Here is a 25,759-nt window from a genome sequence, read left to right on the forward strand (position 1 = left end):
TTAATCTAAACGGACGTCAAGTTAGCGTTGATTTTGTCAATTTTCCTCCTATTGTTAAAGCCATTAGGGAGTTCGGCCTCGTCGGGAGGCCGATGAAAATTGATGAAAACTATGGCCGAACAACACACATCCTCTGCAGACGACGCGCAGCAAGACGGCGCGACCGACGACAAATTCACGCGTAAGCGCCCGGGTAAAAAACCGCTCATTATCCTCGCCGTGGTCGTGATCATCATGCTGGTGGTGGCGCTGTGGTACTGGATATCGACGCGTAATCTGGAAACCACCGATGACGCCTTTACTGAGGGCAACGCGGCGACCATTGCGCCGCAAACGTCGGGCTATGTGACACAGCTACTGATCCGTGATAACCAGCGGGTGAAGAAGGGCGATCTCCTGCTGGTTATCGATCCGCGCGATGCGCAAGCGTCAGTTGCGCAGGCCAAAGCCCAGCTGTCGCTGGCGACATCCCAGCTGCATCAGGCCGAGGCGCAGCTGGCGCTGTCCAAAGTCCAGTATCCTGCCCAGCGCGATCAGGCCCTGGCGCAGCAGGCGCAGGCGCAGGCCAATCTGAGCAATGCCGAGGCGGACTATCGCCGCCAGCGCGGCGTTGACCCGCGCGCCACCTCACAGCGCACCATTGACGCCGCCAACGCTCAGCTGCGCTCGGCCCGCGCGGCGCTGCAAAGCGCCAGCGCACAGGTGGAAGTCGCCTCCCAGATACCGCTGCAAATTCGTCTGCAGGAGACTAACGTTGAAGCGCGGCGCAGTCAGCTGGCGCAGGCGCGGGCGCAGCTGCAGGTCGCCGAGCTGAATCTCTCCTGGACCGAGGTGCGCGCGCCCTACGACGGCTTTATCACCAAGCGCAATGTCGATCAGGGATCGCTGGTGCAGGCGGGCAGCGCGCTGTTCTCGCTGGTCTCACCACACGTGTGGGTCACCGCTAATTTTAAAGAGACCCAGCTCGCGCGGATGAATCCCGGCGATAAAGTGTCTATTTCGGTCGATGCCTTCCCGGATCGCAAACTGGAAGGCCACGTTGACAGCATTCAGATGGGCACGGGTTCGCGCTTCTCCGCGTTTCCGGCGGAAAATGCCACCGGCAACTTCGTGAAAATCGTCCAGCGCGTCCCGGTGAAAATCGTGATTGACCGCGGGCTGGATGCGAACCATCCTCTGCCGCTGGGGCTGTCGGTGGAACCAACGGTGACGGTGGAATGACCCACGACAGCAGCTGGCGGCCGGCCAGCAATCCGTGGGCGGTGGCGCTGGTGGTCACCCTGGCGGTGTTTATGGAGATCCTCGACACCACCATCGTCAACGTGGCGCTGCCGCACATTGCCGGATCGCTCTCGTCCAGCTATAACGAATCCACCTGGGTGCTGACCTCCTATCTGGTGGCGAACGGCATCGTGCTGCCGCTGTCAGCCTTCTTCAGCCGCCTGCTGGGGCGCAAACAGTTTTTCCTGATCTGCGTCGTGATGTTTACCGTCAGCTCTTTCCTGTGCGGCATCGCGACCGAACTGTGGCAAATTATCCTGTTTCGCATTATGCAGGGCTTTTTCGGCGGGGGACTGCAGCCGGTGCAGCAGTCGGTGCTGCTCGATTATTTCAAGGTAGAAGATCGCGGTAAAGCCTTCGGGCTCTCCTCCATCGCCATTATCGTTGCGCCGGTGCTGGGCCCGACGCTGGGCGGCTGGATAACCGATAACTACAGCTGGCGCTGGGTATTTTTTATCAATATTCCGGTGGGCATCATTACCGTGCTGGCGGTGTATCAGCTGCTGGAAGATCCGCCGTGGGAGAAAAAGGTACCCCGCGATAAACTGAGCATTGATTACATCGGTATCAGCCTGATTACGCTCGGCCTCGGCTGCCTGCAGGTGATGCTGGACAAGGGAGAGGACGAAGACTGGTTCAGCTCTCACTTTATCATTACCGTGGCCATCCTTACCGCCATCGGGCTGGTGGGGGCGATCTACTGGTTATTGTACGCCCGCAAGCCGGTGGTGGATCTGACCTGTTTGAAGGATCGTAACTTCGCGGTGGCCGGTATTCTGATGGCCGGCATGGCGGCGATCCTCTACGGCAGCTCCGTGGTGCTGCCGCAGCTGGCGCAGCAGGATCTGGGCTATACCGCCACCTGGTCCGGGCTGGTGCTGTCGCCCGGGGCGCTGCTGATCGTGCTGACCATTCCGGTGGTGCTTAAACTGATGAAAGTGGTGCAAACTCGCTGGATAATCGCCTTTGGCTTCACGATGCTGATGCTGTCGATGTTTTACTCTGCCGGGCTGAATCCGCAGGTCGATTTCACCACGCTGGTAATGATGCGCAGCGCCCAGTCGTTTGGCCTCGGGTTCCTGTTTGTGCCGCTGACCACCATTGCCTTCGCCTCGTTACCGCAGCGGCTCAACGCCGACGCGTCGGCGCTGTTTACCATGTTTCGAAACGTGGCGGGATCCATCGGGATCTCGCTGTCGACCGCGTCGATCACCAACTATACCCAGATTAACAGTGCGTACATGGTGCACAACATGTCACCGCTAAATGAGAACTTTAACCTGGCGCTGGCCAAGCTGGCGCAAGGTATCCGCGACTTTACCACCCTGGTGGGGGACCCGATGGCGCTGGCGACCGGACAGCTGTACCGAGAGATGATCGCTCAGACGCGTATCCTGGCCTACGTCGACGTCTTTACGCTGCTGGGACTGGTGGCAATGCTGATGATTCCCCTTTGTTTACTGCTGTCGCCGATCAAAAGCGCCGGCAGCCCTGGAGCGCACTGACATGCAGGTTACGCAGACACTCTCTCTTCTCACGTTAGCGCTGCTGCTCGGCGGCTGTGCGGTTGGGCCCGATTATCGCGCACCGGATTCGCCGCTGCCCTATCGCTGGCAGGCGCTTGATGCGACGGCCGCGTCGCGGCCCACTGCGGGGCAACCGCAGACGCAATGGTGGCGCAGTTTCAACGATCCGCAGCTCAACCGGCTGATGGGGCGCGCGATTACCGGCAACCTCAGCCTGCAGCAGACGGTGCTGCGCATCGCCGGCGCGCGCGAGCAGCTGGCGCAGGCGCGCGGCGGCTATCTGCCATCGGTGCAGGGCAACGTCGGTTACACCCGGCAGCAGCTGGGTCTGAAGGGGGAGCTGGAGTCGCAGGGCGTGTACCAGCGCGCCAATGAGGTTAATCCGGCGCTGGGCGAGGCGCTGGATGGCCTGACAAAACCGGTCAACCTCTATCAGGGCAGCTTTGATGCCGCCTGGGAGCTGGATTTGTGGGGCAAGGTGCGCCGCCAGGTGGAAGCCGCCGACGCGCAGACCCGGGCCGCGATAGAGCAGCGCAACGACGCACTGGTATCGCTGGAAGCCGAAGTGGTGCGCGCCTGGCTGCAGCTGCGCGGCGCTCAGGCAATCCGCCAGACGCTGCAGCAGCAGATTAACAGCGCGCAGCAGACGGTGGAGCTCACCCGCAGCCAGCAGCAAAACGGCCTGACGCCGCAAATGAATGTGGAGAACGCCCGCGCTCAGCTCAGCGGCCTGCAGGCGCAGCTGCCGCCGCTGGAGGCGCAAATCCAGCAGGCGATGAACGGCCTGGCGCTGCTGCTCGGTCAGCCACCGGGCGCGCTGGACGCGGAACTGCGCGGTGATAAACCGCTGCCGGCGCTGCCGCAGGCGGTGCCGGTCGGTATCCCGTCGACGCTGGCGCGTCGGCGGCCGGACATTCGCCGGGCCGAAGCGGAGCTGCACGCCGCCACTGCCAATATCGGCGTATCGGTGGCGCAGCTGTTCCCCAGCCTGTCGCTGACCGGGCAGTTTGGCCTGCGCAATACCGAAGCCGATAGCCTGACCCACTGGAGCAGCCACTTTTACAGCGTCGGCCCGTCGCTGACTATCCCCATTTTCCAGGGGGGCCGGCTGGTCTCCAGCGTGAAGGTGGCGCGGGCGCAGCAGGCCAGCGCGGTGCTGCAGTATCGCCAGACGGTGCTCACCGGGCTGCAGGAGGTGGAAAACGCGCTGGTCAGCTACCGCACTGACCAGCAGCAGGTCGCGCGGCTGGAGGAGAGCGTGGCCTCACTGCAGCAAACCTTCTCGCTGGCCAACGATAACTACCGCGAGGGCAACAGCAGCTTTATTGACGTGCTTAGCGTACAGCGGCAGCTGGCGCAGTCGGCGCAGCAGCTGGCCAGTGCCCGGATGCAAACCGGCCTGGATTTGGTAGCGTTGTACAAAGCGCTCGGCGGCGGCTGGGAGCCGTTCCAGCAGGTGACGCTGCCGGATTACAACGTTTTTGGCCCGGCGCCGACCGGCTGATGACGCCCCCCTACGGTTAGCGCCATTTTTATGGCATACTGTGGTCAAATTCACGACAGGCCGTGCCCGGTTTCCGGGCGCGGCTTCATTTTGATAAGAAGGCAATTCCGTGCTCGTCTCCAGTAACGTCACTATGCAGTTTGGCAGTAAGCCACTGTTTGAAAACATCTCAGTAAAATTCGGCGGCGGCAATCGCTACGGCCTGATCGGCGCTAACGGCAGCGGCAAGTCGACCTTCATGAAGATCCTGGGCGGCGATCTGACGCCGACCAACGGCAACGTCTCGCTCGATCCCAACGAGCGCATCGGTAAACTGCGTCAGGATCAGTTTGCCTTTGAGAAATACAGCGTGCTTGACACGGTGATCATGGGCCACGCCGAGCTGTGGGAAGTGAAAGAGGAGCGCGACCGCCTCTATGCGCTGCCGGAAATGAGTGAAGAGGATGGCTACAAGGTGGCCGATCTGGAAGTCAAATACGGCGAAATGGACGGCTACACCGCAGAAGCGCGCGCCGGTGAGCTGCTGCTGGGCGTCGGCATCCCGCTGGAACAGCATTATGGGCCAATGAGCGAAGTCGCTCCCGGTTGGAAACTGCGCGTACTGCTGGCGCAGGCGCTGTTTTCCAACCCGGACATTCTGCTGCTCGATGAACCGACCAACAACCTCGACATCGACACCATTCGTTGGCTGGAAACCGTGCTCAACGAGCGTAACAGCACGATGATCATCATTTCGCACGACCGTCACTTCCTGAACATGGTCTGCACCCATATGGCGGATCTGGATTACGGCGAGCTGCGCGTCTATCCGGGCAACTACGATGAATACATGACCGCCGCTACTCAGGCGCGCGAGCGCCTGCTGTCGGACAACGCCAAGAAAAAAGCGCAGATTGCCGAGCTGCAATCGTTCGTCAGCCGCTTCAGCGCCAACGCTTCCAAGTCTAAACAGGCTACTTCACGCGCGCGGCAGATTGATAAAATCAAGCTGGATGAAGTGAAGGCGTCCAGTCGACAGAACCCGTTTATCCGTTTTGAGCAGGATAAAAAGCTGTTCCGTAACGCGCTGGAGGTGGAAGGCCTGACCAAGGGCTTTGATAACGGCCCGCTGTTCAAGGGCACCAACCTGCTGCTGGAAGTGGGCGAGAAGCTGGCGGTGCTGGGCACCAACGGCATCGGTAAAACCACGCTGCTCAAGACTCTGGTGGGTGAACTGCAGCCAGACGCGGGCACGGTAAAGTGGTCGGAAAACGCCCGCATTGGCTACTACGCCCAGGATCACGCCGGAGACTTCGCCAATGACCTGACGGTATTTGACTGGATGAGCCAGTGGAAGCAGGAGGGCGACGACGAGCAGGCGGTGCGCAGCATTCTTGGCCGCCTGCTGTTCAGCCAGGACGACATCAAAAAGCCGGCTAAGGTGCTCTCCGGCGGCGAAAAAGGGCGGATGCTGTTTGGTAAGCTGATGATGCAGCGCCCGAACATCCTGATCATGGATGAGCCCACCAATCACCTCGACATGGAATCCATCGAATCGCTGAACATGGCGCTGGAGATGTATGAAGGCACGCTGATTTTTGTCTCGCACGACCGTGAGTTTGTCAGCTCGCTGGCCACGCGGGTGATTGAACTGACCCCGGGTAAAGTCATCGACTTCAGCGGCAGCTACGAAGATTACCTGCGCAGCAAGGGTATCGAGTAAGCCATCAGGCGGGGAACTCCCCGCCTTTTTTATCACTGCAGCTGACCGATATTCAGATACTGGGTTTCCAGATACTCTTCCAGCCCCACATCAGACCCTTCCCGGCCAAGGCCAGACTCCTTGACTCCGCCAAACGGCGCCACTTCGGTGGAGATGATCCCTTCGTTAATGCCGACCATGCCGCTCTCCAGCTGCGGCGCCACGCGCAGCGCACGGGCGAGGTCGCGGGTCCACAGGTAGGCGGACAGACCAAATGGCGTAGCGTTAGCGCGGCGGATCACCTCCTGTTCCTCGCGGAAGCGGAAACAGGCCGCCAGCGGACCAAAGGTCTCTTCATATGCCAGGCGCATCGCTTCCGTGGCGTCACCGAGTACCGTTGGCTGGAAAAAGTTGGCGCCCAGCGGCAGACCTTCGCCGCCGCACAGCAGCGTGGCGCCTTTGGCGCGCGCATCGGCCACGTGCTGCGCCACTTTTTCCACCGCTTTGGCATGGATCAGCGGCCCCTGCTGTGCCCCCGGCGTCATGCCCGGTGCCACCTTCAGTGCGCGGGCGGCAGCGGTAAGCTGCTGGACAAAGCGATCGTAGACCCCTTCCTGAATGTAAAAGCGATTAACGCAAACGCAGGTTTGCCCGCTGTTGCGAAATTTCGCTGCGATAGCGCCGGCCACGGCGGCGTCAATATCGGCATCATCGAAAACGATAAACGGCGCATTGCCGCCCAGCTCCAGCGACAGCTTTTTCACCGTGTCCGCGGCCTGGCGCATCAGCAGCTTGCCGGTCGGCGTCGAGCCGGTAAACGAAACCTTACGCACCGTCGGGCTGCGCATCAGGGTTTCCCCAATGGCGACGGTATCACCGGTGACGGCATTGATGACTCCCGCAGGCACGCCGGCCTGCCCGGCCAGCACGATCAGTGCAAAGGCGGAGAGCGGCGTTTCATTGGCGGGTTTAATCACCGCAGTGCAGCCGGCGGCCAGCGCCGGTCCGAGCTTACGGGTGAGCATTGCCAGCGGGAAGTTCCACGGCGTAATCGCGGCCACCACGCCAACCGGCTGCTTCAGGGTCAGGATCTGATTACCCGGCTTCGGCGAGGGGATAACCTGCCCATAGGCGCGTTTACCCTCCTCGGCGAACCATTCGATAAAGCTGGCGGCGTAGGCCACTTCCCCTACCGCTTCGCTCAGCACTTTGCCCTGTTCCGCCACCATCAGTTCCGCCAGCGCCTGCTGATTTTCCATGATCAGCTGATACCAGCGTTGCAGGATGGCCGCGCGTGCTTTGGCGGTTTGCCCGCGCCAGGCGGGCAGGGCATCCGCCGCGGCCTGAATTGCCGCCTCGGTTTCTGCCGCACCGACGCAGGCCACTTCCGCCACCAGACTGTCGTCGGCCGGATTGGTCACCGGGTAGTGCTGTGCGGCAGTGCGCCAGTGACCATTACAGTACCAGCCGGTCTGGATCAGGTGTGCAAAACGGCTCATGCAATACTCCTTGTTTCATCATTGGCGGCGCCTGACAGCGTGCGGGGCGGGCGGCTTTCGCGGGACATTCGCTTGCCAGCGGTGTAATCGTTAATCACATCGCACGGCGTGTAGTTACGCTCCAGCTCATAGAGGGCGTCCTCGTCCAGCGGCGTGCTCATTGCGGCGATGGCGCTGTCAATTTGCGCCGGAGAGTCGGCGCCCACCAGCATGGCGTCCACGCCGGGATGGCGCAGCACCCAGGCCTGCGCGACCTGTGCCGGCGGCACACCGAGCTGCTGTGCCACGCGGTCCACCGACTCGGCAATGTGTAATGAGGTGGCGTCGGCGTACATTTCATGGGTAAAGAAATCGGTTTTGTTACGCACCGAATGCAGATCGCCGCTCAACAAGCCGCGGGCCAGCGGACTGAACACCGACACGCCCAGCCCCTGATCGCGGCAAAACGGAATCATTTCACGTTCTTCTTCACGGTAGGCAAGATTGAGCTGTAGCTGCATATTGATCGGCTTGACGAAGCCGTTACGCTCACAGCACCAGAGGATCTTCGCCAGCTGCCAGGTGTACATGGTCGAGACGCCGACGTAGCGGGCTTTACCGCTGCGCACAATGTCGTTCATCGCCGCCCAGGTCTCTTCTACCGGCGTCGTCACGTCGAAATAGTGCAGCATATAAATATCCACATAATCGGTGCCCATCCGCTTCAGGCTTCCGTCGATGCTGTCCATAATGTGCTTGCGCGAGTGGCCCTGGTTGTTGTGACCGCCGCCAATCGGATAGCCGACTTTGGTGGCCAGCACCAGTTCATCGCGGCAGGCAATACGGTTGATAACCCGTCCCACCACTTCTTCTCCGGCTCCGCTGGAGTAGAAATCGGCTAAATCGATAAAGTTGATCCCGGCGTCCAGCGCATGGCGGATCAGCGGTTCGCTCTGGGCCTCATCAAAAATCCATGGTTTCCACGCCTTGCTGCCCATATTCATGGTGCCGAGGCACAGGCGGGAAACGGTAAGGCCACTCTGGCCGAGCTTAATGTACTCCATCACGACTCCTTAACGTTGCGGGGTATAAAACGGGTTACCCAGTTCGGGCAGGGCCGCTTCCAGCTGGCGGCGATTCGGTAGTTTCTCCATGGCGGCCTGCAAGGCGGTGGCGCAGGCCGCCAGATTGTTGCGGTACACCTCGTCCAGATCGGTACAGGCGGGGTTCACCCAGTTGGCGGTGACAATGCACCAGTTATCTTCAGCGTCGGCAGGCAACAGTCCGCTGAGCTGCGCGTCGGTGACCGCTTTGGCAATGGCCGCCTGCGAGGCACCCCAGGTGGCGTTGGCGTGCAGGTCGCCGCTGATTTCCGCTTTATTGACGTACAGGGTCATCGGCTTGGCCGGGACGTTAGGCTTGATGACCACCATAAACGGGCAGTGTCCCTGTGACGGCGAGGCCAGACTGCTGGCAAATGCCTGACCCACCGGGCCGCTGCGTGGGCCAATCAGGATATTAATGTGTGACGCATTCACCCCGTTGCCGGCAAAACCTTCTCCGATGTACATCTCCATAAACTTCTCCGCGATTCAAATGAGTGATGAGGGTTGTTGTACGCCTTTGGCCGTCGCGCTTTTACTGTCCTGCGCGGCGTCCACCAGCGTGAGTCCTTTGGTTTCCGGCGCCCAGAGAATCGACACCAGCGCGCCGAGCAGCAGAATGGCTGCCAGCAGCCCCATGGTGGTGGGCACGCCGTAATCACCGATGACGACCGGCAACAGCAGCGTACCGACGGCCGACCCGAGGCGGCTGACGGAAATCGCCAGCCCGACGCCCATTGAGCGTACTTCCGTCGGGAAACTCTCCGCGGGAAACACGCCGACCAGGTTACTGACCGCTGACATAATCAGCGTGAAGGCGGCGAAGCAGGCAATCAGCCAGCCGCTGTGCTGTTGGCCGGGCAGGCTCATGGCGACCAGGCACAAGGCAAGGAAAATAAAGGCGCCGATCAGGAAGCCGCGACGGGAGCAGGCGATGGTCAGGCCAATACCCAGTACCGCGCCGACAAACAGCAAACCGCTCAGCAGCAGATCCGTGCCGAAGTCGCTGCCCAGTCCCATGGCGGTGAGGATCGTCGGTAAAAAGGTGTAAATGGCGAAGTAGGGCAGTACCAGGCAGACGAAGAACAGGCAGTTAAAGGCGGTACGGCGGCGATACAGCGGACTGAATAATACCGCCAGATTGCGCGACTCGCTGTTGCAGGGTTCCGGCTGCAGCATCACGTGATCGCCAAAATACCGTTTCACGATCGCCAGCGCCTCTTCACGACGCCCTTTACGCATCAGCCAGCGGGGAGATTCCGGGGTGCCAAAGCGCATGATCAGGATAATAAAAGCGGGTACGGCAGCCGACGCCAGCAGCCAGCGCCACGCTTCCGGGCTGGCCATCGTCGCGTAATGACCGGCGAAACTGCCGGCGACGTAGCCCACCGTCCACAGCACGCTGAATGCGCCGAGCATGACGCCGCGATGGCGGCGCGGGGCGAACTCTGCCAGCAGGGTATGGCCAACCGAGAAGTCGCCGCCGAGGCCGATACCCACCAGTACCCGCAGCAGAAACAGCTGGCTGGCGCTCTCGGCCCAGAACTGCATCAACGAGGCGAGGGTGATGATGATAAAGCTCAGGGTAAAGATGCGCTGGCGACCCACGATGTCGGCCAGCCAGCCGAGAACCAGACTACCGAGAAACAGGCCAATCAGCGCCGAACTGCCAATCATTCCCTGCCAGAAGGGCGTCAGCCCCATTTGCGGCGTCAGCTGCGCCAGCGCGAACCCAATAACGCCGAGCACGTAGCCATCGGTCAGGTGAGCACCGAAGGTCAGTCCGGTGATTTTGAAGTGAAAACGGTTAAAGGGTACATCATCCAGTTGAAGAGTTTGTTGCATCTTCCTGCCTCCTGTGGGAGTGGTGTGTTGTTATTTTTTTGTTGAATGCAGGTTACAAAATGGCAGCAGGCAGCCGCGGTAGCCAGTGCGTTTTAGTCATACCCCTATTCCAAAATTTCCTGTGATTAGGCTCTGATTTTTCGCCCTTTTCTTCGAGTACGTTGGCGAGAGTGGGTAAAGTATGGGTCGGATCATATCGTCTGCGGCTACACAGGGAGTTGGCGTGAAGAGAAAGCTGCCCGCCCTCAATTTACTGCGATTATTTGAAGAGACTTGTCGGACGCTGAGCGTCAGCAAAGCGGCAGACGCCCTGTTTATTACCCAGAGTGCCGCCAGTCGTCAGCTTCGCCAGTTGGAAACCTTCATCGGTAAAGATCTGTTTATTCGCAGCCACAGCGGGTTAGTTCTGACTCAGGAAGCGATAATGCTATTGCCGGTTGTGCGTCAGTCGCTGGATGTGCTGGAAGAGGGAATTGAACGGGTGCAGCTGCGTAACCCTCGCCAGCATCTGCGCCTACAGGTCGCGCCCACCTTTGCCACCCGTTGGCTGGCTCCTCGTCTGGTGACCCTGCGCCAGCGTAACAGTCAGTTGCAAATCGCCCTGATCAGTGAAGCCCGGCAAAAATACTGTGATTTTGATGGCGCCATCCGTTTTGGTTCGCCGGAGGAAGCACGCACCCGGGGGGAGTGGCTGCGTTACGAAACCCTGGTACTGGTTAGCAGCCCGCTATTAATGATCGACCATGTTTTCCCCCCGCTGCAGGGCGTTCCCCATTTACATGTACTGAATGGCGATAGCCGACTGGATAACTGGGCGCGCTGGTGCGAGGCGGCGGGGGAAGCGCCGCAGCCGCAGGAGAGTGGGCTGGAGTTCAGCACCCAGGATCAGGCGATCAACGCCTGCATCACGGGGGCGGGCTATGCGGTACTGGATCGCGGCATGATCGTCAATGAACTGCGGCAGGGGATGCTGGTGGAACTGTCACCGCTGGCACTGCGCAGTCCCCGCGGTTACTGGCTGGAAATCCCCGCGCCTAAGCGTGACTTGCCGCGCGTCAGGGTATTTCGTGAGTGGTTGTTAACCCAGATAGCAACAGGAGAAGTGTGTGAAGCTTGAGGCGGTGTTACGGCAGTACCCGGTGCTGGCGGTGGTAAAAGATGCGGCGGGATTGCAGGCGGCGCTGGCGTCGGATTGTCGAGTGGTCTCGGTGCTGCACGGTGCCATTGCAATACTGGCGACAGCGTGCAGCAGACCAAACCGGCGGCTAAGCTGGCTTTCATTCCTGCCGATCTGCTGGAGGGCAGTTCCAATCAGGAAGCGGTGATTCCGTTCCTGAAAATTGTCACCGGGACAGATGGCATTATCAGCACCAAACCGGCGATGCTAAAAGCGGCGCGACAGCAGGCTTTTTGCGTCATATAACGTCTTTGTACCCGATTCACTTCCGTTGAGTAATATTGAAAAGCAGATTGTACAATCGCTGCCGGATTGGCTGCGGATCCAGCCCGGCGGTATGCCAACCGTGGCGTCTGGCAGGTTAAGTGAACGCCTCACCTGGCCAGCAGTCTCTTCCCCCTGAGGAATAAACGACGCGGGGAGCCTGGCTCCCCCGTCTTCAGGCTGGCTGCACGCCGGTAAGGTTTCCACCGTCTGCCCCGACTCCCCTTACTCAGCGCGGCTGCACACCTCACACTGCGGGTCTTTCGCCACTTTCACCTCACGAAACTGCAGCGTCATCGCATCGTAAATCAGCAGCTTACCGGCCACCGATGCGCCGTAATCGGTCAGCAGACGCAGGGTCTCCATCGCCTGCAGCGCGCCAATTACCCCCACCAGCGGCGACATCACGCCCGTTTCCACACAGCTGAGCGTCGGCGCGCCGAACAGCCGGCTGATGCAGCGATAGCAGGGCGCCTCCGGCTGCCAGCGAAAGACGCTAAGCTGCCCCTCCATACGGATAGCGGCGCCAGAGACCAGCGGTACCCGGGCGGCAAAACACCCGCGGTTGAGCTGTTCGCGGGTGGCGAGGTTATCCGTGCAGTCCACTACCGCATCGTGAGCGGCAATCTGCGCCGCCAGCGCCGCCTCATCCAGCGGCTGGTTTATCACGTTCAGCGTCACGTGGGGATTCAGGGCGGCGAGGCTAGCCCGGGCGGAATCCACCTTCGGCTGGCCCAGGCTGGCGTCACCGTGCAGCACCTGGCGCTGCAGATTGGAGAGGGACACCACGTCAAAGTCCAGCAGCGTCAGCGTGCCGCAGCCCGCTGCGGCCAGATACTGCGCGGCGGCGCAGCCGAGTCCGCCAAGGCCTACTACCAGCACCCGCGCCGCCTTCAGCCGCTCCTGACCCTCAAAATCAAAGCCGCGCAGCACGATTTGTCGGTTATAGCGCAGCGCCTCTTCATCGCTCAGCTCCGGCAGCATTCAGCCTCCCAACAGCGCGTTAAAGGGCTCGATCTCGACCCATTCACCGTCCTCCACTCGCCCGCGTTCGCGCTCCAGCACGATAAAGCAATTGGCCTGGCTGAAGGAGCTGAAGACGTGTGAACCCTGATGGCCGGTGCTTTTTACCTGGAGTTCGCCGTCTGCACCGCGGCTAAACACCCCACGCTGAAAATCGAGACGGCCGGGCTGTTTTTTCAATGCCCCGACGGCGCGGGCGCGCAGCCGCGGCGGCAGCGACGGGCCCTGCCGGCCGCTCAATTTCGCCAACAGCGGCTGCACCAGCTGATAAAAGGTCAGCGCGGCGGAGACCGGATTGCCGGGCAGGCCACAAAACCAGCTGTTTGGCAGGCGGCCAAAGGCAAACGGTTTTCCGGGCTTGATCGCCAGCTTCCAGAAGTTGACCTCACCGAGGCTCTCCAGCAGCGATTTGGTGTAGTCGGCTTCGCCCACCGACACGCCGCCGCTGCTGATCACCACGTCGGCGTCGGCATCGGCGCGCTCGAAGGCCGCGCGCAGCGCGGTTTCGTCGTCGCGAATAATGCCGAGGTCCTGCACTTCGCAGCCAAGCTGCGCCAGCATCAGGCGCACGGCAAAGCGGTTGGTGTCGTAAATTTGCCCATCGGCCAGCGGTTGACCGGGAGGCACCAGCTCGTCGCCGGTGGAGAAGATGGCCACGCGCGGTGGGCGCAGGATTTCAACCTCACTGACGCCCAGTGACGCCAGCAGCGGCAGCTGGGCGGCACCGAGGCGCACGCCGGCCGCCAGCACCGTCGCACCGGCCCGGATATCCTCGCCGGGCAGGCGAATGTTCTGCCCCGGCTGCACAACGCCCTGAAAGCGCACGCCCGCTTCGCTTACCTCGGCCAGCTCCTGCATCACCACCGCATCGGCCCCGGCGGGAACGGGCGCCCCGGTCATGATTCGCAGGCAGGTGGCAGGCGGCCAGTCAGCCGCCAGCGGGCTGCCGGCAAACACTTTTGCGGCTACCGGCAGCGGCTGGCCGGTGGCCAGATCGGCCAGCCGCACGGCGTAGCCGTCCATCGCCGAATTGGCGAACGGCGGCACGTTCACCGGAGAGATGACCGGGCCGGCGGTCACCAGGCCCGCTGCGGTAGCGAGCGGCAGACGCCGCGTCTCGCTAATGGGCGTGACCGCCGCCAGCATCTTTTCCCGCGCTGTTTCCAGTGAAATCAACCCGGCGGTAAAGCTTTCCATAGTGATACCTCGTAGAGATCGCAGAGGATAATTATGGCAGACCGGCGCAGGGGGATAAACCACGGCGTGTGCCGGTTGGCTATGAGCTTATTCCATAATCTGCTTTACAAGGCATCCGGGCCTACCTATAGTCAAAAATTACGATTTTTTACCGGGGCGTTATTGCCTAACTCAGTGTTTTTCATGCCGATTTAATCACGCAGGGTGACGTTAATCATGGGGAAAGCGGTTATTGCTATTCACGGCGGCGCGGGCGCGATTGCCCGGTCCCGGCTGTCGCCAGAGCAGGAGCGGGCCTACGTCGACGCGCTGTCCGCGATCGTTACGTGCGGACAGGCCCTCCTCGCCGGGGGCGGCAGTGCGCTGGACGCGGTAACAGAGGCCGTGCGCCAGCTCGAAGCCTGCCCGCTGTTTAACGCCGGCGTCGGCAGCGTCTTTACCCATCAGGGCCGCCACGAGCTGGATGCCTGCATCATGGATGGCCGCACGCTGGAGGCCGGCGCGGTGGCGGGCGTCAGCCGCATCCGCTATCCGATCCTCGCCGCGCGAGCGGTGCTGGAGTCCAGTCCGCACCTGCTGCTGATTGGCGAAGGTGCCGAAACCTTTGCCTTCCTGCAGGGACTGGAGGCGGTTGAGCCCGCGTTTTTCTCCACGCCGGCGCGACGGGCCCAGCTGGAGCGCGCGCAGGCGGCGCAGCAGACCCTGCTGGATCACGACGGTGCGCCGCTGGATAGCGATCGTAAGTTTGGCACCGTGGGTGCGGTGGCGCTGGATCTCGCCGGCAATCTGGCGGCGGCCACCTCCACCGGCGGCATGACCAATAAGCTGGCCGGGCGGGTCGGTGATTCGCCGATCGTTGGCGCCGGCTGCTATGCCAATAATGCCAACGTAGCCGTCTCCTGTACCGGCACCGGCGAGGTGTTTATGCGCACGCTGGCCGCCTACGATATCGCTGCGCTGATGGAGTATGCCGGCCTGTCGCTGCAGGAGGCCAGTGAGCGGGTGATTGGCGAAAAAATTCCGGTACTCGGCGGCAGCGGCGGCGCCATTGCCATTGATCGCGAAGGCAATCTGGCCATGCCGTTTACCACCGAAGGCATGTACCGCGCCTCGGCCCGGGTGGGCGATGCGCCCTCCGTCGGCATCTATCGCGAAGGCTGCGGGGAGGGGGGACATGGCTGACTCATCCCCGCTGGCGGCGGATCAGGTACTGGCGGTCAACCGTCTACGCGTAGCCTTTGGCGACACGCCGGCGGTGAACGGCCTGTCGCTGACGGTAAAGCGCGGTGAGACCCTGGCCATCGTCGGCGAATCGGGCTCGGGCAAGTCGGTCACCTCGCTGGCGCTGATGCGGCTGGTGGAGCAGGGCGGCGGGCAAATTACCGACGGTGAAATCTGGCTGCGTCGCCGCAGCGGCGAGGTGTGCGATCTGCGCGCGCTGCCGGCCAGCCAGCTGCGGCAGATTCGCGGCGCTGACGTGGCGATGATTTTTCAGGAGCCGATGACCACGCTGAATCCGGTGTTCACCATCGGAGACCAGCTTGCCGAATCTTTCCGCCTGCATCAGGGATCGTCGCGGCGCGAAGCGTGGCAGCAGGCGCGCGATATGCTGGACTGCGTGCGTATTCCCGATGCCGGTAACGTGCTGCGCCGCTACCCGCATCAGCTCTCCGGCGGCATGCGCCAGCGGGTAGTGATTGCGATGGCGCTCTCCTGTCGTCCGGCGCTGCTGATTGCCGATGAGCCCACCACCGCGCTGGACGTCACGATTCAGGCCCAAATTTTGCAGCTGATGCGCGCCCTGCAGCGCGAGATGGGCATGGGGATGATTTTTATCACCCATGATATGGGGGTGGTCGCCGAAATGGCCGACCGCGTGCAGGTCATGCACCGTGGCTCTCCCGTCGAGAGCGGTACACCGGAGGCGATTTTTTATCGCGCGCAGCAGCCCTATACCCGCGCGCTGCTGGCGGCGGTACCGCGACTGGGGGCGATGCGCGGTAAACCTCTGCCGGAAAAATTCCCGCTGCCGGGCGGCGAGCCCTCCCTCGCTGTCGCGCCGCCGGCTCCCAGCGGGCCGGCGCTGCTGGAGGTCCGTGACCTGGTGGCCGGCTTTGACCTGCGCAGCGGCTGGCGCAACCGCATCACCCGCCGGGTGCACGCGGTGGAAAAAATCAGTTTTGATCTGCGTCCCGGCGAGACGCTGGCGCTGGTGGGGGAATCGGGCTGCGGTAAATCCACCACCGGCCGGGCGCTGCTGCAGCTGGTGGCCAGCCAGGGCGGCAGCATCACCTTTGACGGCCAGCGCATCGATCGGCTGCGCGGCCGTCCGCTGGCGGCGCTGCGCCGCGATATCCAGTTCATTTTTCAGGATCCCTACGCGTCGCTCGATCCGCGGCAGACGGTGGGCTACGCCATCAAAGAGCCGCTGCTGGTGCACGGCCTGGCCCGCGGCGCGGCGGCGGATCGCCGCGTGGCCGAACTGTTGACCCGCGTAGGCCTGCTGCCGGAGCACGCCTCGCGCTATCCGCACGCGTTCTCCGGCGGGCAGCGTCAGCGCATTTGCATCGCTCGCGCGCTGGCGCTGAATCCAAAGCTGGTGATTGCCGACGAGGCGGTCTCCGCGCTGGACGTCTCTATCCAGGCGCAAATCGTCAATTTGATGCTCGATCTGCAGCGCGAGCGGGGTATCGCCTTTCTGTTTATCTCTCACGATATGGCGGTGGTGGAGCGCATCAGCCACCGCGTAGCGGTGATGTATCTGGGACAGATCGTTGAAATCGGTCCGCGGCAGGCGGTGTTTGAGCATCCGCAGCATCCCTATACCCGTAAGCTACTGGCGGCCGTGCCGGTGGCCGAGCCGGGGGCGCGGCGGCGCGAACGCCCGCTGCTGGCGGATGATATTCCCAGCCCGATTCGGGCGCTGGGCGACCCCCCTCTTACCGTTCCGCTGGAGCAGGTCAGCGACGGTCACTATGTCGCCCGCCATTCGATTGGCTAGCCGGGCGTACAGCGTATTTTTGGCAGGGACTACAGGAGAGCAACAGATGATGAGTTATCGCAAAGGGTTACTGGCTGCCGGCTTACTCGGTACGCTGACGGCGCTGCCTGCCTGGGCGGCAAAAGAGGTGGTGGTGGCCGTTGGCTCCAATTTCACTACCCTCGATCCCTACGACGCCAACGACACCCTGTCGCAGGCGGTGGCGAAATCGTTCTATCAGGGGCTGTTTGGCTTTGATAAGGACATGAAGCGCATTAACGTGCTGGCGGAGAGCGCCACCCCCAGCGCGGATGGCCTCCGCTGGACCATTAAACTGCGCCCGAATATTCAGTTCCAGGACGGCACGCCGTTTAACGCCGAGGCGGTTAAGATCAATCTCGATCGCGCCAGTAACCCGGACAACCGCCTGAAGCGCTATAACCTGTTTAAATCCATTGACCGCACCGAGGTGGTCGATCCGCTGACGGTCAACGTGACGCTGAAACAGCCGTTCTCGGCGTTTGAGAACGTGCTGGCGCACCCGGCGGCGGCGATGATTTCGCCGGCGGCGTTGAAAAAATGGGGCAAGGCGATCGGTTTCCATCCGGTCGGCACCGGCCCGTATCAGCTGGAGACCTGGAACCCGACGGATTACGTCAAGGTGAAGAAGTGGTCTGGCTACTGGCAACCGGGCTACCCGAAGCTGGATGGCATTACCTGGCGTCCGGTGGTTGATAACAACACCCGCGCGGCGATGTTGCAAACCGGCGAAGCGAATTTCGCGTTCCCGATCCCCTATGAGCAGGCACCGCTGCTGGCGAAAAGCGACAAGGTCGATCTGGTGACTTCACCTTCGATCATGCAGCGCTATATCAGTCTAAACGTGACGCAGAGGCCGTTTGATAATCCGAAGGTACGCGAGGCGCTGAACTACGCCATCAATCGTCAGGCGCTGGTCAAGGTGGCCTTTGCCGGCTACGCCACGCCGGCTACCGGTATTGTGCCGCCGGCCATCGAGTATGCGCAGAGCTATCCGCCGCTCGAATACAATCCGGCCAAAGCGCGCGCGCTGCTACAGGAAGCGGGCTACCCCAACGGCTTTACCACCGCCCTGTGGTCATCGCATAACCACAGCACCGCGCAGAAAGTGCTGCAGTTTACCCAGCAGCAGCTGGCGCAGGTGGGAATCAAGGCCACGGTCACCGCCATGGATGCCGGCCAGCGCGCGGCCGAGGTCGAAGCGAAAGGACAGAAAGAGAGCGGCGTGCGGATGTTCTACACCGGCTGGTCGGCCTCCACCGGCGAAGCCGACTGGGCGCTGACGCCGCTGTTTGCCACCCCGTCCTGGCCGCCGGCGCTGTTCAATACGGCGTTCTACAGCAACCCGCAGGTTGACAGCGATCTCAGCGAGGCGCTGAAAACCACCGATCACGCCGACAAGGCGCGGCTGTACAAAGACGCGCAGGATCGTATCTGGCAGGCGCAGCCGTGGATCCCACTGGTGGTGGAAAAACTGGTGTCGGCGAAAAGTAAAAACCTGAGCGGGTTTTATGTCCAGCCCGATACCGGCTTTGATTTTATCGACGCCGAACTGAAGTAAGGCAACGCGCCGGGGCCGCCCGGCGCAGGACACACTATGCTGAACTACATCATTAAACGCCTGCTGGGACTGATTCCAACGCTGCTGATCGTCGCGGTGCTGGTGTTTCTGTTTGTCCACCTGCTGCCGGGTGATCCGGCGCGGCTGGTGGCCGGACCGGAGGCCGACGCCACGGTCGTGGCGCTGGTGCGTCAGGAACTCGGTCTCGATCAGCCGCTGTGGCGACAGTTTCTGCATTTTATTGGCCATGCGCTGCAGGGCGATTTCGGTACCTCCATGGTCTCGAAGCGGCCGGTCTCCAGTGAGATAGCCCAGCGTTTTCTGCCGACGCTGCTGCTGACCCTCGCCAGCATGGCCTGGGCCGTCACGATAGGCATGGCGATCGGTATGATCTCTGCCGTGTGGCGAAATCGCTGGCCGGACCGGCTGGGCATGGCGCTGGCGGTCTCCGGCGTCTCCTTTCCGTCGTTTGCGCTGGGGATGCTGCTGATTCAGGTGTTTTCGGTCCAGCTCGGCTGGCTGCCTACGGTAGGCGCCGACAGCTGGCAACACTATATTCTGCCGTCGCTAACGCTGGGCGCGGCGGTGGCGGCGGTGATGGCGCGCTTTACCCGCGCCGCCTTCGTCGAGGTCATTCAGGAAGACTATATGCGCACCGCGCGGGCCAAAGGGGTGCCGGAGTGGCGGGTGATCCTCAAGCACGGCCTGCGCAACGCGATGATTCCGGTGGTCACCATGATGGGGCTGCAGTTTGGTTTTCTGCTCGGCGGATCCATCGTGGTCGAAGTGGTATTTAACTGGCCGGGGCTGGGGCGGCTGCTGGTGGATTCCGTTACCCTGCGCGACTATCCGGTGATTCAGGCAGAAGTGCTGCTGTTTTCGCTGGAGTTTATCTTGATCAATCTGGTGGTCGATGTGCTATATGCCGCGATCAACCCGACTATTCGCTACCGGTAAGGAGGAGCGATGACACACGGGCGACGCGAAGCCGCGCTGGCGGTGGAGCCACTCAGCGGCCTGCCGCAACCGACCCTCTGGCGCAGCGTCTGGCGGCGTTTTGCCGCGCATCCGGTAGCGGTAGCTGCGTTGCTGTTTGTGCTACTGCTGGTGGTGGTGGCGCTGTTCGCCCCCTGGCTGGTGCCGTATGACGCCGAAAACGACTTCGACTACGACCGGCTGAACGACGGCCCCTCGGTGCAGCACTGGTTTGGGGTCGATGCGCTGGGGCGCGATATCTTTAGCCGTATTCTGCTCGGCGCCCGCCTGTCGCTGGCCTCCGGACTGCTCTCCGTGGCGCTGGGCGGCGCGGTCGGCGTTGCCTTTGGCCTGCTGGCGGGCTATTACGAAGGGCTGTGGGATCGGCTGGTGATGCGCGTCTGCGACGTGCTGTTCGCCTTCCCCGGGATCCTGCTGGCCATCGCTATCGTGGCGATCATGGGCAGCGGGATGGCCAACGTGATTGTGGCCGTGGCGGTGTTCAGCGTGCCGGCGTTTGCCCGCCTGGTGCGCGGCAATACGCTGGTGCTCAAGCAGCAGACCTGGATTGAGTCGGCGCGCAGCATTGGCGCCTCGGATCTGACCATTATCGTGCGCCACATTTTGCCCGGCTGCCTGTCATCAATTGTGGTCTATTTTACGCTGCGCATCGGTACTGCGATCATCACCGCCGCCAGCCTGTCGTTCCTTGGCCTCGGCGCGCAGCCGCCCACGCCGGAGTGGGGCGCGATGCTCAACGAAGCGCGGGCCGACATGGTGCTGGCGCCGCACGTGGCGCTGTTTCCCAGCCTGGCGATTTTCTTCACCGTGCTGGCTTTTAATTTGCTGGGCGACGGTCTGCGCGACGCCCTCGATCCGAAGCTGGACGGTTGAAGGCCGGCGCCGCAGCGGCTCAGGCCGACGTGGATTACCGCGCGTCGCCGGAGCGCTACCGCGCTGGGTGCGGCGAGCAGGGCGTGCTCAGCGTCGAGCCCTGTAAAAGTGAGCTACTGCCGCACTGGCGGTTTAAAACGGTGGCGCTGGCTGAAGAGTCTGCCCGCGCGCTGATGGCCTGCTTTGAACAGTATCGCGGCGCCGACGATGTTGTCGGGATGGATATGGCCAGGCCGTTTATGCAGATGGGCTACACCCGCGCGCGGCCCAACGCCAATCCTCCGGGAGGGCGGAAATAGGATGCCAACGGCGTACCGCTCCCGCGCGGGGAGGATCGGAAAAAGGCCGCCGCGGCGGCCGAGTTTACCGCCTGTTGGGATCGGATCCGCGGCGACGAAGACACTCTGGCGCGCAAACGTGCGCGCCAGTACGGTTAAACCCGGCTGCCCCACAGATCGTATTCGTCGGCGTGCTCGACCATCACCCGCACCACGTCACCGGGCTTGACGCCGGTTTCGCCGTTCAGGTACACCGAGCCATCAATCTCCGGCGCATCTGCCATGCTGCGGCCAATGGCGCCTTCGCCGTCAACCTCGTCGATCATCACCAGCAGCTCGCGGCCCACTTTCTCCTGCAGGCGCTCGGCAGAGATCCGCTGCTGCAGCAGCATAAAGCGTTCCAGGCGCGCCTGCTTCACCGCTTCCGGAACCGGATCGGGTAGCTGATTGGCGGTTGCACCCTCTACCGGGCTGTAGGCAAAGCAGCCGACGCGATCCAGCCGCGCCGCCTGCAGGAAGTCCAGCAGCATCTGGAAATCCTCTTCCGTCTCGCCGGGAAAACCGACGATGAAGGTCGAGCGCAGGGTCAGCGTCGGACAGATCTCTCGCCAGCGCTTAATGCGCTCCAAGGTGCGCTCAACCGCGCCCGGGCGCTTCATCAGTTTCAGAATCCGCGGGCTGGCGTGCTGCAGCGGGATATCCAAGTAGGGCAGGATCTTGCCTTCCGCCATCAGCGGGATCACCTCATCCACGTGCGGATAGGGGTAAACGTAGTGCAGACGCACCCATACGCCCAGCTTCGCCAGCTGCTCACACAGGCTCACCATGCTGGTTTTCACCGGCGCGCCGTTCCAGAAGCCGGTGCGATGCTTCACGTCCACGCCGTAGGCGGAGGTGTCCTGGGAAATCACCAGCAGCTCTTTAACGCCGGCGGAGACCAGCCGCTTCGCCTCATCCAGTATCGCGCCAATTTCGCGGCTGTCGAGATCGCCGCGCATGGAGGGAATAATGCAGAAGGTGCAGCGGTGGTTGCAGCCTTCAGAAATTTTCAGATAGGCGTAGTGACGCGGCGTCAGCTTCACGCCCTGTTCCGGCACCAGGCTCATAAACGGATTATGCTGCGGCTTCGGCACGTAATGGTGCACGTGCGACAGCACCTGCTCGTAGCTGTGCGGTCCGGTGATTTCCAGCACTTTTGGATGCACTTCGCGGATCTGATCCTCTTTGGCACCCAGACAGCCGGTGACAATCACCTTACCGTTCTCATTCAGGGCTTCACCGATCGCCTCCAGCGACTCCTGTACCGCACTGTCAATAAATCCGCAGGTGTTAACAATCACCAGGTCAGCATCGTCGTAGCGCGGCACCACGTCATAGCCTTCGGTCCGCAGCTCGGTCAGGATCCGTTCGGAGTCGACGAGGTTTTTAGGACAGCCAAGAGAAACAAAGCCGACGCGCGGCGGCTGTTGGGTAGCATTGCTCATAAGGTTAAAAAATCATCAGTGATGGAGGGCAGGCGATGATTCTACAGCGGTTGCCGCCGTTTTTGTACAGCAAAAGATGAAGAAACTGCGCGCGCGACCCGGGGCGTTCCCCGGCCTCCCGCCCGGCGTAAGCTTGCGTAAACATGGCGCCGGCGCGGCCGGCGACGGCTACAGTGATCATATCATTCCCTCGGTGAGGAACCATTATGACGGGCTATCGGCGGTTAGTGGCAGGTGCAGTAGGACTGTGGTTAACGGGCGGGTCGGCGGCGGCGCTGCAGGTTGAGATCCTGCAGGATAAGCTGGATCACCCCTGGGCACTGGCGTTTCTGCCGGGCGATCGCGGAATAGTGATCACCGAGCGCAGCGGCCAGCTGCGGCACTGGCAGCCACAGAGCGGCCTCTCGGCGCCGATTACCGGCGTGCCGGCGGTGTGGGCGCAGCGGCAGGGCGGGCTGCTGGACGTGGCGCTGGCGCCGGACTTCGCGCAGAGCCGTCGGGTGTGGCTGAGCTATACGCTGCGCGGTGCGCAGGGAGTCGGGGCCGCCGTGGGCTTCGGTCGTCTGTCAGAGGATGTCCGCCGCCTTGAGGGGTTTACCGAGGTGCTCCGGCAAGCGCCGGCGCTCTCCTCCGGCGCCAACCTCGGGACGCGCATCGCGTTTGCGCCGACCGGACATGTGTGGGTGGCCTTTGGCGATAACTTTGTGGCGGAAAACGCGCAGCGGCTGGATACCCTGCAGGGCAAACTGGTGCGGCTGAACCCGGACGGCAGCGTGCCGGCGGATAATCCGCTGGTCGGTCGCGAGGGCGCGCGACCGGAAATCTGGGCCTGGGGACTGCGCAATCCGCAGGGGCTGGCGGTGCATCCCACCACCGGCGTGCTGTGGGAGAGCGAACACGGTCCGCGCGGCGGCGACGAGATAAACCGTATCGCCAGGGGGCAAAACTATGGCTGGCCGCTGGCCACCTGGGGCGTAGACTACAGCGGTGAGAAGGTGCCGGGGTCGCGCGGCGGTGAGGTGGCTGGCACGGTACCGCCGGTTGAATGGTGGAAAGTCTCGCCGGCCATCAGTGGCATGGCTTTTTATCAGCACCCCCGCTTTCCGCAGTGGCAAAATATGCTGTTTGTTGGCGCCCTGAAGGACCGCAATCTGATTCAGCTGCGCCTGAGCGGCGATCGGGTCGTGGCGCAGCAGCGGCTGCTGGGCGCGCGCGGGGAGCGTATTCGCGACGTGCGGGCCGGACCGGACGGCTACCTGTATCTGCTCACCGATGAGGCCAACGGCAAGCTGCTGCGCGTGTCGCCCGAGGGCGCCGCGCCCTGAATGCCTCACCGGCCGCGTCAGGCGGCCGGTGAGCTTATTTAGTCCACCGCCATACCGGCCAGCCGCGGCTCAAGGCCTGCTGCTCCAGTGCGGCATCGGGATTGATCGCGTGTGGAAAGTCCGCAAGCGCCAGCATCGGCAGATCGTTGTGCGAATCGCTGTAGGCCCAGATATGGTTAAACCTCAGTTCGGGATGCTGTGCCTGCCATTCGCGCAGGCGGGCCACTTTGCCCTGCTGATAGGTAAAAGTACCCTGCGTTTTGCCCGTGTAGCAGTCGTTAACGACTTCCATGCCAATTGCCAGGGCACCGTGCGCCCCCAGCTGGCGGGCAATCGGACTGACCAGGTGATCGCCGTTGGCCGAAATCACCAGAAGGGTGTCGCCGCGCTGCTGGTGGAACTGCAGCCGCGCCAGCGCGGCCGGATAGACCCGCGGCAAAATATCGCGCTGAATAAAGCGGCGTACCCAGCCGTCCACCGTGAGCGTCGCCTTGCCGGCGATCGGTGCCAGCAGGGTGTCCATGTACTCCTCCATCTGCAGCGTGCCCTGGTAATAACGCTGCATCAGCGCCTCGTCCTGACGCACTATGGCATCGTCCGCGTAGCCTTGTGACACCAGCCACAGCAGCCACAGACTGGCGGTATCTTCGCAAATCAGGGTTTCATCGAGATCAAATAACGCTAAGTCCATGGGCTCATCCTCATGATTCAGTTTCTTTAAGGGTAACGGAAACGGTGCAGTGAGTCCGCCGACGCCGCGCGCCTTTCAGACAATGACGCAGAAAAAAAAGCCGGACCGGCGCGGCAAGATACAGATTTGTCTAATAAACTCTAAAAAACTTTACGGTGTGAAGGTTTCATTACGTTTTTGGAAACGTTAGCGTAGGGGCGGGACGTGCAGCACTGGCTGCGCGTATACCCCTGTCTTTCAAATGGAAACGCTGGGCCAGCCATGAAGAAAATACCTCTCTGCCTGTCGGCAACTTTGCTATGCGTACTGAGCAGCGCGGCCTCTGCGGTCGATGCGCCGGCTCCCCCCCAAATCGAGGCGAAAGCCTGGCTGCTGATGGATTATGCCAGCGGTGAAGTGCTCGCCGAATCGCAGGCCGATCAGCGGCTTGATCCCGCCAGCCTGACCAAAATCATGACCAGCTACGTGGTGGGCCAGGCGCTGAAGCAGGGCAAAATTCACCGTGATGACCTCGTGACCGTCGGCAAAGATGCCTGGGCGACCGGAAACCCGGTGCTGCGCGGCTCGTCGCTGATGTTCCTCAAGCCGGGTGATCGGATCCCGGTATCGGAGCTGAATAAAGGGGTGATCATTCAGTCCGGCAACGATGCCAGCATCGCGCTGGCCGACTACGTGGCCGGCAGTCAGGACGCCTTCGTTGGCCTGATGAATAACTACGTGAAGGCGCTGGGCCTGAACAATACCCACTTCAAGACGGTACACGGCCTGGACTCCGACGGGCAGTACAGCACCGCGCGCGACATGGCGCTGCTTGGCCAGGCGTTGATTCGTGACGTCCCGGAAGAGTACGCGATCAACAAAGAAAAAGCGTTTACCTTCAACAATATTCGCCAGATTAACCGAAACCGCCTGCTGTGGAGCAGCAATCTGCACGTTGACGGCATAAAAACCGGTCACACCGCCGGCGCCGGCAATAACCTGGTCGCCTCGGCCACCGAAGGGGATATGCGCCTGATCTCTGTGGTGCTCGGCGCGCAAACCGATGCCATTCGCTTTCGCGAAAGCGAAAAGCTGCTCACCTGGGGCTTCCGCTTTTTTGAAACGGTGACGCCGGTAAAGGCCGATAAGCCGTTTGTGACCCAGCGCGTCTGGTATGGCGATCGGAAAGAGGTCGGGCTGGGCGTTGCCAACGACGCGGCGATCACCGTGCCAAAAGGGCAGCTGAAAAATCTGAAGGCCAGCTTTACCCTCCGCGACGCCGCGCTGACCGCACCGCTGAAAAAAGGGCAGCAGGTGGGCACGATTGATTTTCAGCTGGACGGTAAATCGGTGGCGCAGCGGCCGCTGGTGGTGATGGAGGCGGTGAACGAGGGCGGCGTCTTCAGCCGGCTCCTGGACTTCATCATGATGAAGCTGAACGGTTGGTTTGGCAGTTGGTTTCGCTGAGATAAAA

21 protein-coding genes and 1 pseudogene are annotated in these 25,759 nt (G+C 62.0%); 14 read left to right on the top strand and 8 right to left on the bottom strand.

Annotated features, from left to right (window positions below):
* Positions 1–111 precede the first annotated feature (111 nt).
* The 4 genes from BS626_RS02520 (at position 112) to BS626_RS02535 (ending at position 6,013) form a co-directional block, all read left to right on the top strand.
* Positions 112–1,221, top strand: a complete 1,110-nt coding sequence (locus BS626_RS02520) for an HlyD family secretion protein (protein ID WP_075181110.1) — start codon at positions 112–114, stop codon at positions 1,219–1,221.
* On the top strand, positions 1,218–2,786 hold the full coding sequence (locus BS626_RS02525) for a DHA2 family efflux MFS transporter permease subunit (protein ID WP_075180820.1): 1,569 nt from the start codon (positions 1,218–1,220) through the stop codon (positions 2,784–2,786). The genes BS626_RS02520 and BS626_RS02525 overlap by 4 nt, the downstream gene beginning before the upstream one ends.
* A gap of 1 nt (position 2,787) precedes the next feature.
* Complete coding sequence (locus BS626_RS02530) at positions 2,788–4,311, top strand: efflux transporter outer membrane subunit (RefSeq protein ID WP_075180821.1); 1,524 nt, start codon at positions 2,788–2,790, stop codon at positions 4,309–4,311.
* Between the two features lie 109 nt (positions 4,312–4,420).
* A complete protein-coding gene (locus BS626_RS02535) occupies positions 4,421–6,013 on the top strand; it encodes an ABC-F family ATPase (RefSeq protein ID WP_075180822.1) in 1,593 nt (530 codons plus the stop codon).
* Between the two features lie 32 nt (positions 6,014–6,045).
* On the opposite strand, the gene BS626_RS02540 is transcribed toward BS626_RS02535, so the two are convergent.
* Genes BS626_RS02540 through BS626_RS02555 form a run of 4 tightly spaced genes read right to left on the bottom strand, consistent with a single transcriptional unit; the run spans position 6,046 to position 10,418 of the window.
* Entirely contained in the window at positions 6,046–7,491 is a 1,446-nt protein-coding gene (locus tag BS626_RS02540; protein WP_075180823.1) for an NAD-dependent succinate-semialdehyde dehydrogenase, read from the bottom strand.
* Positions 7,488–8,534, bottom strand: coding sequence for an aldo/keto reductase (locus BS626_RS02545; protein ID WP_075180824.1), 1,047 nt, complete (start codon positions 8,532–8,534; stop codon positions 7,488–7,490). The genes BS626_RS02540 and BS626_RS02545 overlap by 4 nt, the downstream gene beginning before the upstream one ends.
* A gap of 9 nt (positions 8,535–8,543) precedes the next feature.
* Positions 8,544–9,047 carry a formaldehyde-activating enzyme gene (fae, locus tag BS626_RS02550; protein WP_075180825.1) on the bottom strand — a complete coding sequence of 168 codons (504 nt, stop codon included), beginning with the start codon at positions 9,045–9,047 and terminating at the stop codon, positions 8,544–8,546.
* 15 nt (positions 9,048–9,062) lie between these two features.
* On the bottom strand, positions 9,063–10,418 hold the full coding sequence (locus tag BS626_RS02555) for an MFS transporter (RefSeq protein WP_075180826.1): 1,356 nt from the start codon (positions 10,416–10,418) through the stop codon (positions 9,063–9,065).
* A 223-nt stretch (positions 10,419–10,641) separates the two neighbouring features.
* Here BS626_RS02555 and BS626_RS02560 point away from each other — a divergent pair, with 223 nt between their 5' ends.
* Together BS626_RS02560 and BS626_RS02565 are read left to right on the top strand one after the other, a co-directional pair.
* The gene (locus BS626_RS02560) at positions 10,642–11,535 is read left to right on the top strand and encodes a LysR substrate-binding domain-containing protein (RefSeq protein WP_371328474.1); all 894 of its coding nucleotides are present in this window, start codon (positions 10,642–10,644) and stop codon (positions 11,533–11,535) included.
* Positions 11,536–11,610: 75 nt separating this feature from the next.
* On the top strand, positions 11,611–11,841 hold the full coding sequence (locus BS626_RS02565; protein WP_256374837.1) for a glycerol-3-phosphate responsive antiterminator: 231 nt from the start codon (positions 11,611–11,613) through the stop codon (positions 11,839–11,841).
* A gap of 243 nt (positions 11,842–12,084) precedes the next feature.
* On the opposite strand, the gene moeB is transcribed toward BS626_RS02565, so the two are convergent.
* Together moeB and moeA are read right to left on the bottom strand one after the other, a co-directional pair.
* Positions 12,085–12,843, bottom strand: a complete 759-nt coding sequence (moeB, locus tag BS626_RS02570; protein ID WP_075180828.1) for a molybdopterin-synthase adenylyltransferase MoeB — start codon at positions 12,841–12,843, stop codon at positions 12,085–12,087.
* Entirely contained in the window at positions 12,844–14,079 is a 1,236-nt protein-coding gene (gene moeA, locus BS626_RS02575; protein WP_075180829.1) for a molybdopterin molybdotransferase MoeA, read from the bottom strand.
* Positions 14,080–14,295: 216 nt separating this feature from the next.
* Between moeA and BS626_RS02580 the strand changes: the two genes are divergently transcribed.
* The 6 genes and pseudogenes from BS626_RS02580 (at position 14,296) to BS626_RS02605 (ending at position 20,965) form a co-directional block, all read left to right on the top strand.
* A complete protein-coding gene (locus BS626_RS02580; RefSeq protein WP_075180830.1) occupies positions 14,296–15,261 on the top strand; it encodes an isoaspartyl peptidase/L-asparaginase in 966 nt (321 codons plus the stop codon).
* Positions 15,254–17,080: a dipeptide ABC transporter ATP-binding protein gene (locus BS626_RS02585; protein WP_075180831.1), complete on the top strand. Its 1,827-nt coding sequence runs from the start codon at positions 15,254–15,256 to the stop codon at positions 17,078–17,080. The genes BS626_RS02580 and BS626_RS02585 overlap by 8 nt, the downstream gene beginning before the upstream one ends.
* A gap of 46 nt (positions 17,081–17,126) precedes the next feature.
* Positions 17,127–18,659, top strand: coding sequence for a glutathione ABC transporter substrate-binding protein GsiB (gene gsiB, locus BS626_RS02590; protein WP_371328475.1), 1,533 nt, complete (start codon positions 17,127–17,129; stop codon positions 18,657–18,659).
* Between the two features lie 36 nt (positions 18,660–18,695).
* Positions 18,696–19,616, top strand: coding sequence for a glutathione ABC transporter permease GsiC (gene gsiC / locus BS626_RS02595; RefSeq protein ID WP_075180832.1), 921 nt, complete (start codon positions 18,696–18,698; stop codon positions 19,614–19,616).
* A gap of 9 nt (positions 19,617–19,625) precedes the next feature.
* Positions 19,626–20,528 (top strand): glutathione ABC transporter permease GsiD, encoded by a 903-nt coding sequence (gene gsiD, locus BS626_RS02600; RefSeq protein ID WP_075180833.1) that lies wholly within the window; start codon positions 19,626–19,628, stop codon positions 20,526–20,528.
* A pseudogene (locus BS626_RS02605) lies at positions 20,525–20,965 on the top strand (DUF4385 family protein). The gene gsiD and the pseudogene BS626_RS02605 overlap by 4 nt, the downstream one beginning before the upstream one ends.
* Here BS626_RS02605 and rimO read toward each other — a convergent pair.
* Positions 20,962–22,290: a 30S ribosomal protein S12 methylthiotransferase RimO gene (gene rimO / locus BS626_RS02610; RefSeq protein WP_075180834.1), complete on the bottom strand. Its 1,329-nt coding sequence runs from the start codon at positions 22,288–22,290 to the stop codon at positions 20,962–20,964. The pseudogene BS626_RS02605 and the gene rimO overlap by 4 nt on opposite strands.
* Positions 22,291–22,496: 206 nt before the next feature.
* Here rimO and BS626_RS02615 point away from each other — a divergent pair, with 206 nt between their 5' ends.
* Positions 22,497–23,615 carry a PQQ-dependent sugar dehydrogenase gene (locus tag BS626_RS02615; protein WP_075180835.1) on the top strand — a complete coding sequence of 373 codons (1,119 nt, stop codon included), beginning with the start codon at positions 22,497–22,499 and terminating at the stop codon, positions 23,613–23,615.
* Between the two features lie 34 nt (positions 23,616–23,649).
* On the opposite strand, the gene BS626_RS02620 is transcribed toward BS626_RS02615, so the two are convergent.
* Positions 23,650–24,306 (bottom strand): HAD family phosphatase, encoded by a 657-nt coding sequence (locus BS626_RS02620; RefSeq protein ID WP_075180836.1) that lies wholly within the window; start codon positions 24,304–24,306, stop codon positions 23,650–23,652.
* A gap of 261 nt (positions 24,307–24,567) precedes the next feature.
* On the opposite strand from BS626_RS02620, the gene BS626_RS02625 reads away from it, so the two are divergent.
* The gene (locus BS626_RS02625) at positions 24,568–25,752 is read left to right on the top strand and encodes a serine hydrolase (protein WP_075180837.1); all 1,185 of its coding nucleotides are present in this window, start codon (positions 24,568–24,570) and stop codon (positions 25,750–25,752) included.
* Positions 25,753–25,759 lie beyond the last annotated feature (7 nt).

Origin of the sequence: Pantoea sp. 1.19, from assembly GCF_001922585.1 — a bacterium.
Lineage (GTDB): Bacteria > Pseudomonadota > Gammaproteobacteria > Enterobacterales > Enterobacteriaceae > 1-19.

What these genes read in the sequence shown, in the direction of transcription:
- BS626_RS02520 (WP_075181110.1), top strand. Translation starts at nt 112, where the DNA reads ATGGCCGAACAACACACATCCTCTGCAGACGACGCGCAGCAAGACGGC.
- BS626_RS02525 (WP_075180820.1), top strand. Translation starts at nt 1,218, where the DNA reads ATGACCCACGACAGCAGCTGGCGGCCGGCCAGCAATCCGTGGGCGGTG.
- BS626_RS02530 (WP_075180821.1), top strand. Translation starts at nt 2,788, where the DNA reads ATGCAGGTTACGCAGACACTCTCTCTTCTCACGTTAGCGCTGCTGCTC.
- BS626_RS02540 (WP_075180823.1), bottom strand. Translation starts at nt 7,491, where the DNA reads ATGAGCCGTTTTGCACACCTGATCCAGACCGGCTGGTACTGTAATGGT.
- BS626_RS02545 (WP_075180824.1), bottom strand. Translation starts at nt 8,534, where the DNA reads ATGGAGTACATTAAGCTCGGCCAGAGTGGCCTTACCGTTTCCCGCCTG.
- fae (WP_075180825.1), bottom strand. Translation starts at nt 9,047, where the DNA reads ATGGAGATGTACATCGGAGAAGGTTTTGCCGGCAACGGGGTGAATGCG.
- BS626_RS02555 (WP_075180826.1), bottom strand. Translation starts at nt 10,418, where the DNA reads ATGCAACAAACTCTTCAACTGGATGATGTACCCTTTAACCGTTTTCAC.
- moeB (WP_075180828.1), bottom strand. Translation starts at nt 12,843, where the DNA reads ATGCTGCCGGAGCTGAGCGATGAAGAGGCGCTGCGCTATAACCGACAA.
- moeA (WP_075180829.1), bottom strand. Translation starts at nt 14,079, where the DNA reads ATGGAAAGCTTTACCGCCGGGTTGATTTCACTGGAAACAGCGCGGGAA.
- BS626_RS02580 (WP_075180830.1), top strand. Translation starts at nt 14,296, where the DNA reads ATGGGGAAAGCGGTTATTGCTATTCACGGCGGCGCGGGCGCGATTGCC.
- BS626_RS02585 (WP_075180831.1), top strand. Translation starts at nt 15,254, where the DNA reads ATGGCTGACTCATCCCCGCTGGCGGCGGATCAGGTACTGGCGGTCAAC.
- gsiB (WP_371328475.1), top strand. Translation starts at nt 17,127, where the DNA reads ATGATGAGTTATCGCAAAGGGTTACTGGCTGCCGGCTTACTCGGTACG.
- gsiC (WP_075180832.1), top strand. Translation starts at nt 18,696, where the DNA reads ATGCTGAACTACATCATTAAACGCCTGCTGGGACTGATTCCAACGCTG.
- gsiD (WP_075180833.1), top strand. Translation starts at nt 19,626, where the DNA reads ATGACACACGGGCGACGCGAAGCCGCGCTGGCGGTGGAGCCACTCAGC.
- rimO (WP_075180834.1), bottom strand. Translation starts at nt 22,290, where the DNA reads ATGAGCAATGCTACCCAACAGCCGCCGCGCGTCGGCTTTGTTTCTCTT.
- BS626_RS02615 (WP_075180835.1), top strand. Translation starts at nt 22,497, where the DNA reads ATGACGGGCTATCGGCGGTTAGTGGCAGGTGCAGTAGGACTGTGGTTA.
- BS626_RS02620 (WP_075180836.1), bottom strand. Translation starts at nt 24,306, where the DNA reads ATGGACTTAGCGTTATTTGATCTCGATGAAACCCTGATTTGCGAAGAT.
- BS626_RS02625 (WP_075180837.1), top strand. Translation starts at nt 24,568, where the DNA reads ATGAAGAAAATACCTCTCTGCCTGTCGGCAACTTTGCTATGCGTACTG.